Annotated in this window: 9 protein-coding genes; 3 read left to right on the forward strand and 6 right to left on the reverse strand. The window is 45.6% G+C overall.

The window, feature by feature from the left end:
* Positions 1-128: 128 nt before the first annotated feature.
* Positions 129-1043, reverse strand: coding sequence for a branched-chain amino acid transaminase (locus QT992_RS21585; protein ID WP_333322435.1), 915 nt, complete (start codon positions 1041-1043; stop codon positions 129-131).
* A gap of 315 nt (positions 1044-1358) precedes the next feature.
* Here QT992_RS21585 and QT992_RS21590 point away from each other — a divergent pair, with 315 nt between their 5' ends.
* Complete coding sequence (locus QT992_RS21590; protein WP_333168719.1) at positions 1359-1727, forward strand: Lin0512 family protein; 369 nt, start codon at positions 1359-1361, stop codon at positions 1725-1727.
* A 460-nt stretch (positions 1728-2187) separates the two neighbouring features.
* Here QT992_RS21590 and QT992_RS21595 read toward each other — a convergent pair whose 3' ends face one another.
* From QT992_RS21595 to QT992_RS21605, 3 genes are all read right to left on the reverse strand, one after another.
* Positions 2188-3021 carry a DUF4142 domain-containing protein gene (locus QT992_RS21595; RefSeq protein ID WP_333338934.1) on the reverse strand — a complete coding sequence of 278 codons (834 nt, stop codon included), beginning with the start codon at positions 3019-3021 and terminating at the stop codon, positions 2188-2190.
* A gap of 72 nt (positions 3022-3093) precedes the next feature.
* Positions 3094-3945, reverse strand: coding sequence for a hypothetical protein (locus QT992_RS21600; protein WP_333322439.1), 852 nt, complete (start codon positions 3943-3945; stop codon positions 3094-3096).
* 598 nt (positions 3946-4543) lie between these two features.
* On the reverse strand, positions 4544-4750 hold the full coding sequence (locus QT992_RS21605; protein ID WP_333322440.1) for a hypothetical protein: 207 nt from the start codon (positions 4748-4750) through the stop codon (positions 4544-4546).
* Positions 4751-5097: 347 nt separating this feature from the next.
* On the opposite strand from QT992_RS21605, the gene QT992_RS21610 reads away from it, so the two are divergent.
* A complete protein-coding gene (locus QT992_RS21610; protein WP_333144661.1) occupies positions 5098-5337 on the forward strand; it encodes a ChaB family protein in 240 nt (79 codons plus the stop codon).
* Between the two features lie 235 nt (positions 5338-5572).
* On the opposite strand, the gene QT992_RS21615 is transcribed toward QT992_RS21610, so the two are convergent.
* On the reverse strand, positions 5573-6205 hold the full coding sequence (locus tag QT992_RS21615; protein ID WP_333322442.1) for a hypothetical protein: 633 nt from the start codon (positions 6203-6205) through the stop codon (positions 5573-5575).
* Between the two features lie 248 nt (positions 6206-6453).
* Here QT992_RS21615 and QT992_RS21620 point away from each other — a divergent pair, with 248 nt between their 5' ends.
* Complete coding sequence (locus tag QT992_RS21620) at positions 6454-7173, forward strand: SAM-dependent methyltransferase (RefSeq protein WP_333322443.1); 720 nt, start codon at positions 6454-6456, stop codon at positions 7171-7173.
* Between the two features lie 41 nt (positions 7174-7214).
* On the opposite strand, the gene QT992_RS21625 is transcribed toward QT992_RS21620, so the two are convergent.
* Positions 7215-7478, reverse strand: a 264-nt coding sequence (locus tag QT992_RS21625) for a hypothetical protein (protein ID WP_333377681.1), incomplete at its 5' end; no start/stop codon positions are given.

Consider the following 7478-nt stretch of genomic DNA (forward strand, 5'->3'; position numbering starts at 1 on the left):
GTACAATACGCGAGCGGGGACGCTCGCACTACAATAAAAAAAATGCTTTTTACAACACTGAGATGCTCCCGGTTTGTAGTGAGGAATTTAGTCTTTAAAAGAAGGACTGAACTCCTCACTACAAACGGTTAATTAAGATCAATCGGAAATACCCATTCTTTATAATTGCTGTCGCGATTTTCGATAATCCCGGTTAGTTTGTCCAAAATCTTTTCGGTGATGGGTCGGTTTGTGGGCAAGTGATAGTTTTCTACTCGCTTAATTGGGGTAATTTTGGCTGCGGTTCCGCAGAGGAAAATTTCGTCTGCAATCAACAGTTCCGATCTATCAACGGGTCTTTCTGTGACTTCAATTCCTAAGTCTCTGGCGATTGTGATTACGCTGTCTCTGGTAATTCCTTCGAGAATATCTTGCTCGAAACCGGGAGTAACTAATTTACCGTTTCTGGCGACAAATATGTTCATTCCTGAAGCTTCGCTGACTTTTCCCTGAGTGTTCATCATAATTGCTTCGTCGAAGCCGGATTCTACTGCTTCGGTTTTGGCTAAAGCTGAGGTGATGTAAGCGCCGCTAATTTTACCTCTTAAGGGCAAACTGCGGTCTTCTTGGCGGTACCAAGAGCTAATTCTACAGTTGACTCCTTCTTTGGGCAAATAGTCGGAAAGTTCTAATCCGTAGACAAAAAAGTCGGTTTCTACGTTGTGCAGTCGGGGGGCAATTCCTAAACTGGATGTGTAGATAAAAGGGCGGATATAAAATGATTTTGTTGGTTTGTTTTTCTGGACAAAATCAATAATTATTTGTTGGATTTTGCTGGCTGGTAAATCGCAGTGGAGGAAGCTGGCACTTTGACTTAATCTTTGACAGTGGCGGTCTAATCTAAATAGCAAGATTCGATCGGCATTTTGGGGGTCGGGAATTCCCCGCAACCCGCCTAAAACTCCGGTTCCGTAGTGCAGTGCGTGGGTTGCTATGGAAATATTGGCGTCGGTAAAGGGGAGAAATTGGTTTTGAAAGTAGGCAATTGGTAGAAAACTATCCATGATTCAAGCTGGCGATGAGTTTGGCAGTCCGCGAGGAAAGCTGAATTTGGTTATATTACCATAAGTTATAGCATTTGAGATTTGAGATTGAGAATGACTGATTTCATAAGGGTTTGAAGCTTGCCTACAGTTAGATTGTTTTTTAAGACTGATATTATTCTTTTGTTGTGATATCAATTTATAAAATAATCTCAAGAGGGGTCACTTTGGTTGATAATTGTTTTGGCAAAAAGTGCGATCCTCTTCGTTGGCGTAGCCCCCGTAGGGGCGGGCTTCGCTAACGACTACAAACAAAAAATCAACCAAGGGGCAACAATGGCACGTAAATGTTTCATCATTGAAATGGGGATGGGTATAGACCAGCACGGGCAGGAACCGACTGTAGCCTGTGCAAGGGCTGTACGGAATGCGATCGCCCACAATGCTTTGCTGGGGGTCTGGGAAGTGGCGGGTTTGACTGACCCCAATCAGATGATTGTTGAGGTTAAGGTGGCTGTTCCTTACCCGGAACAAGTGCGGGAACAGGAGGTGTTGGCGGTGCTCCCTTTTGGCAGCAAAACTCTGATTGTGGAGCAAGGGGGCATGATTGTGCCAGGAAGGGCGATCGCCTCTCTGAATGATAAAAATGATGAAATGCTAATCGCTGTGGCGGCTGTGAGTGTTTTTGTGGACACTGAGGACTAATTAATTTTGTGTTGTTTGAATAAATCGCCCGATCGCACTTGCTTGTTTCCGCGATCGGGCGATCGAACGCCTGTCTGTTAAAAAATGATTAATTTAGACTAAATTGTAGGGTGCCGCAGAGAACTCGCATGAAATACCGTAGAAAATCTGAGGTTCTGAGGCACCCTAGAATAGGTCTGTTGGACGCTAAGGTTTATTTGCGCCTACCTACTTAATTTTGAACTTTTAATTAATAATTTTTAATTTTTCAGGCGGCCAGCTATGTAAGCAAGCCAGCAAAAACCTACGATTAAGAACAGCCACGTCACGGTAATATTGCTGCCCAACAAGTTGCGGAGAAAATCTTCCCTTGTTCTCAAAAATTATAGGGTTTAAAAGAATTTATTGCTGTTCCCTCTCCGAACACAAAAGGTAGAGTGCGATCGCGTTTTAGGCGATCGGACTCTACCTCCTCTACCTCCTATTTGGGCTGGCTGGTATCTGCCAACATTTGGTTAACCATTTGCAAGTGCGCTTGAAGGTTCGGCAACTTCTGGGTTGCCCAAGCCTTCAAGTCGGAATCTTCTCCCTGTTGAGATTGTGCCTGAAACAAAGCAATAGCCTGATTGTGGCTCTCGATCATAGCCTGCTTGTAAGCAGTGTCAAAACTTGTACCGGAGAGTCCCGAAAGTCGCTTCATCAAAGCTGTGTTCTGGGTAGTCATCTCGGTTGGCAGTTCTACCTTTTTTGGCATTACTAACTGCATCAGTTCTTTATTTGCTTGAGTGTGTTCCTCAACCATTTCTTGCCCGTATTGTTTCACACTAGCACTAGAACCGCGCTGCACTGCCAATCTGCCAAGTTCCACTTCCAGCATACCCAGTTGACCTGCTTGCATGACAAAGGTTCTGTCTCGGCTGCTGAGAGAATTAGGCGAGGTTTCGCCACCTGTTGGAGTGTTGGGAGAACGACCGGGAGTGTTGTTGGTGGGGGTATTTGGAGAACGGCCGGGAGTGTTGTTGGTGGGGGTATTTGGAGAACGACCGGGAGTGTTGTTGGTGGGAGTATTTGGAGTGTTGGGAGAACCGCTGGGATTGTTGTTGTTGTTAGGATCTGTAATAGGAGGTCCCGGAGAATTAGGATCCTTTAAGTCGTTATCAGCAAGCTCAAAAACTCGATCGCCCGACTGGTTGAAGCCGTTAATCTGGCGGTTTAATTCTGCGAATCCCGGCACAGCTATCAAGGAACTAACGCCGGCAATTCCGGCAACTGTTACCAATTTTTTGAACAAATTTTTGCGATTGAGTGAAGTCATGAATTTCTAAGCCTCTAAGTTGTTTTCAAAAGTCCGCGCGTGCGAAACTATCCCGTAGGGAATCGCCCGAAACTACCGATGGGATGGTGTACTGCCTTTCCGAAACAAGTTGATCAAACCAAAGGCGCCCAAGGCACCCAGCCACCCGAAATTGTTGGGGCTATCGCGCCGAGCACTCAAAACTCCAGAATTAGTATCAGCCGGCGTCGATGTGGTATTGGTTGTACCGGTTGTACCAGTTGTGCCGGTGCCTGTCGTACCAGTTGTACCGCTTGTGCCGGTGCCTGTCGTATCGGTTGTACCCGTTGTACCCGTGCCAGTCGTACCAGTTGTACCGCTTGTACCCGTTGTACCCGTGCCAGTCGTACCGCTTGTACCGCTTGTGCCGGTGCCAGTGGTATCGGTTGTACCGCTTGTACCCGTGCCAGTCGTACCCGTTGTACCGCTTGTACCGGTTGTATCGGTGCCACTCGTACCGCTTGTACCGGTTGTATCGGTGCCACTCGTACCCGTTGTACCGCTTGTATCCGTGCCAGTCGTATCCGTGCCAGTCGTACCCGTTGTACCCGTTGTATCCGTGCCAGTCGTACCCGTTGTACCCGTTGTATCCGTGCCAGTCGTACCCGTTGTACCCGTTGTATCCGTGCCAGTCGTACCCGTTGTACCGCTTGTACCGCTTGTATCGGTGCCACTCGTACCGCTTGTACCGGTTGTATCCGTGCCAGTCGTACCAGTCGTACCGGTTGTACCGCTTGTGCCTGTCGTACCGCTTGTACCGCTTGTACCGCTTGTACCGGCACCGCCACCAGCACCGCCGCCAGCACCGCCCGACTGGGCTGAAGCAGGCACTGCTAAGGAAACCGTTGCTAAACCTAAAGTACAAGCGCTTGCTAAAACAACTTTCAACAATTTAGAAGATTTCATGGTAATGCTTGCTTTTGCATAGAGTGCTGCGATCGCTTGTGATGCCAAAACCGCAGGGTCAAATTGACAGCGTAACGTGCAAATTTTCTAATCTTCGCTGCGGAATAATGAAGGTAAGGGAGCAAATTTAGTCCCGTTCCCTAGATGATTTTTCCCTGAGTAATTACACCGCGGCGTTAACAGTTTATAAGCTATTACGTATGCTTCAATTTCGCCATTCATCTTTAGGAATATTTGACAAAATGGCTTTTTATTTCAGGTGGTGGATGAAATTTGATTGAGCGGCCGACTAGCTCAATCAAAATTTGTGTACGGGGGATAAAAAGCGGGTTGATATGAAAAATTTTGGGTTGAGTAACGAGACATCTACGAATCAACCGGGTTTCTGGGACAAGCGGCCGCTTCTTCCTATGAATTTTCCCCGGATGCAGGTGCTTTGAGCCAGAAATTATTGATTTTGTCACCGTCAATTTTGGCTTAGCACTCCGCCAGATGAGTTAGTTTAAAAATTTTTTGAGCGCTATTTTTCCTTAACTTGCTGCTGGCAATTTTGCCCTGGTAGCATACAGATCAAACTTTCTCAGGAAACTAAAATATCTCAAAACGCCCGATCGACCGATCGGAGTCGCCATAACACCTGCAACCCGCTACCAGCAAGGGTTTTGACTGGGATTTGAGTTGCCTCAAACAGCAAGGCGAACTGAGGGCTATCCGAGTCGAAGCCGCGCGAGATTAAATCAACCAGCGGCGGCGCACTCGTCAGAATTGCTTGTGAGTGCGATCGGCTAAACTCTGATATAGTCAAGCGAAAACTATGCCAGAGAGCGCTTGTTCTCTAACACTTCCACAAGCAGACATCAAGTATGCTGTATCGAATTATTGCCAGAATTCGCTATCTAATGTTAATTGCTTTTTCTAAGTTCGCAAGTGAAAAAGCCGAAATCAGATTAATCGATGTTTGAGCAAGGAAATTACCCAAATCCTGCCCAACCAGCAACCGCAAGCCCATTGCCTTCTCGGTGCAGAATAAATTTAATATTACATCTGTCCTCAGACTGAGAAAAATGCGGTTTAAAACTTGCTTTTAGAGAGAGGAAAGTAGTTGCTTCTCGTATATAAGATTACATTTATGTTTAATAATTAGAGGTCATTATGCCAGAACAACAATTTGACACCTTACCTTCGGAAGCACAAGAACTCCCCCAAGGAGCTAAACAAATTTTTCAGGCTGCTTTTAAGAGCGCTAGCGAAGATGGAATGAGCGCAGATGGTGCTACTAGCGTTGCTTGGAACAGTGTAAAATCTGAATATGTTCAAGAAGGTGGCACGTGGCATCACAAGGGCGACGATACTAACCAAACCCGCAAATCAGTACAGTCGGGTGGCAATTAGTTATCAGCCAGTAGTAATATCGTGTCCGCTAACATAACCCCTATTCGCTGTGTAGTGAGGGCTTCATCCTCAAATTTTGATGAGAACCAAGAATCCTCACTACCAACCAATTGCAGTGACGTTATTCTAGCGGGCCTGATATCATGAGTCATTAGCAATCTACTCATCACTTGTGGTTAATGCTTGACGTTGATAGCTGTTGGAGATAGCTGTTGGAATCGCGGTGGTACAGAAGTTAATCGAGCCTGTTAATCGGGTGTCGCATATCCCATTGCAATTCGGCTAAAACGAGCAAGCTAAATACCATTATGGCTCCCGTAAATAGGAAAAGCCAACCGCCCGTGTAAGGTAAAATTAATATTCCCAACAGATGAAATAAACTTGCCGCTAAAAGCGCGCGCGATCGCACAGCAAATCCAGTCCCCAAATACCCAATTCCGCTCATTCCCAACCACAGGGGACAGAGATTCGCCAACACTTTTCCCCAACTGAGAAAAATTGCTAAATCGGTCAGCAGCAATCCTAATAACATTAGTATTACCCAACCGTAAAGCACCCAAATCAGGCGTTCTATTTTGACCCAAGAGTATGTCATGCTTACCATTGCTGCTGTACCTACGAGGCTGAGCGCTGACCACAAACCGGCTTGCAGCATCCAACTCACAGAAAAAAATTGTGCTGTGCCGAACATGGCTATTAACAGCAAGCTCCACAGCAAGCAAGTTCGATCGAGACAAGTATAAAATTGTGAATAAAATCGATCTTTGCCAAGGGGAAACTGAACCTGCCAAAGCCCTTCTAAATCCTGAAGCTCGATGTTAAGCTGTTTCCGGCGCAGAGGGGGAACTGAATAATTAAAAAAGGTCATATCTGACACTATTAAAATTTACAATTATTTGCTTATGTACTATCTCACCAGCAATCGCTCTAATTGCAATCTGTCAATCGGATTAATCTAGTTAAGTGGATAATCTGCCGGCAGTAATAGTTATGCGCTCGCACCAGGTAAAAGAGGAAGAGATAGATTGTACAAGTTGAGAAAATAGCTCTTGCGACAGATGGCTGGAATATTACTTATTCGATACTTTAAAAATAGTCAACTTTGTTACAGAATTTATGCTCACTTCATCCCATCCTCTCAAACAGGTATTCCACTGCCCGGAAGAATCGGATTTTTACGCGCACTGCTTGGAAAGTTTAGTGTTAAATGCTAGTGACAATTCTCGACTTATCGTAGAGTTTGGTTCAGGAGAGGGAAGTCCAGTTATTAAGTCTTTGCTGAGAACTGATTTTGACGGGACAATACAGGGATTTGAGCTAAATAATGTAGCTTGGAAAATTGCTCAGTCTCAAATTAAGCAATATGAACTGAACGAACGATACACCGTCAACAATTGCTCTTTTTTTGATTCGCCTTTATACGAGTCGGCGGATTGTGTCATCTCAAATCCGCCTTACTTGCCGGCGGTGGATGATAAGATTTACCAGCCGCTGTTGCACGGGGGCAGTGATGGTTCGACAATTGCTAAGAAACTTTTATCTTTGGGCAGCGACGAAGTTTTGCTGATGGTTTCTAGCTATTCTAATCCTGTGGGTTTGATCGATTATGCCTTGGATCGAGGCTACTCGGTGGCGAATTTTGAAATTGCACCTTTAACTTTTGGCTATTATAGTTCGGAACCCAAGGTGAAAAGCGCGATCGCCACTCTCAGAGAACAGGGAATGGCTTTTTATTCGGAAAACATCTATCTGCTGGCTGGAGTTTTGTTTAAGAAGCACCAAAAGTCGCAAAGAGATTTGTCGATCGAGCTAATTAAGTTAATGACAGCATTTTAAAATACATCGCTGGTAGGTGCAAGATGCCTGTTCTACCATTGTCAGCAACAGGCATCTTGCGTCAGCAACAGGCAAGATGCCTGTTCCACTATGGTTAGCAACAGGCAAGATGCCTGTTCCACTATGGTCAGCAACAGGCAAGATGCCTGTTCCACTATGGTTAGCAACAGGCAAGATGCCTGTTCCACTATGGTCAGCAACAGGCAAGATGCCTGTTCCACTATGGTTAGCAACAGGCAAGATGCCTGTTCCACTATGGTTAGCAACAGGCAAGATGCCTGTTCCACTATGGTTAGCAACAGGCA

It is taken from the genome of Microcoleus sp. T3_D1 (assembly GCF_036700405.1).
In the GTDB taxonomy this organism is placed as follows: Bacteria; Cyanobacteriota; Cyanobacteriia; order Cyanobacteriales; family Microcoleaceae; genus Microcoleus.

What these genes read in the sequence shown, in the direction of transcription:
- QT992_RS21595 (WP_333338934.1), bottom strand. Translation starts at nt 3,021, where the DNA reads ATGACTTCACTCAATCGCAAAAATTTGTTCAAAAAATTGGTAACAGTT.
- QT992_RS21590 (WP_333168719.1), top strand. Translation starts at nt 1,359, where the DNA reads ATGGCACGTAAATGTTTCATCATTGAAATGGGGATGGGTATAGACCAG.
- QT992_RS21585 (WP_333322435.1), bottom strand. Translation starts at nt 1,043, where the DNA reads ATGGATAGTTTTCTACCAATTGCCTACTTTCAAAACCAATTTCTCCCC.
- QT992_RS21615 (WP_333322442.1), bottom strand. Translation starts at nt 6,205, where the DNA reads ATGACCTTTTTTAATTATTCAGTTCCCCCTCTGCGCCGGAAACAGCTT.
- QT992_RS21610 (WP_333144661.1), top strand. Translation starts at nt 5,098, where the DNA reads ATGCCAGAACAACAATTTGACACCTTACCTTCGGAAGCACAAGAACTC.
- QT992_RS21620 (WP_333322443.1), top strand. Translation starts at nt 6,454, where the DNA reads ATGCTCACTTCATCCCATCCTCTCAAACAGGTATTCCACTGCCCGGAA.
- QT992_RS21600 (WP_333322439.1), bottom strand. Translation starts at nt 3,945, where the DNA reads ATGAAATCTTCTAAATTGTTGAAAGTTGTTTTAGCAAGCGCTTGTACT.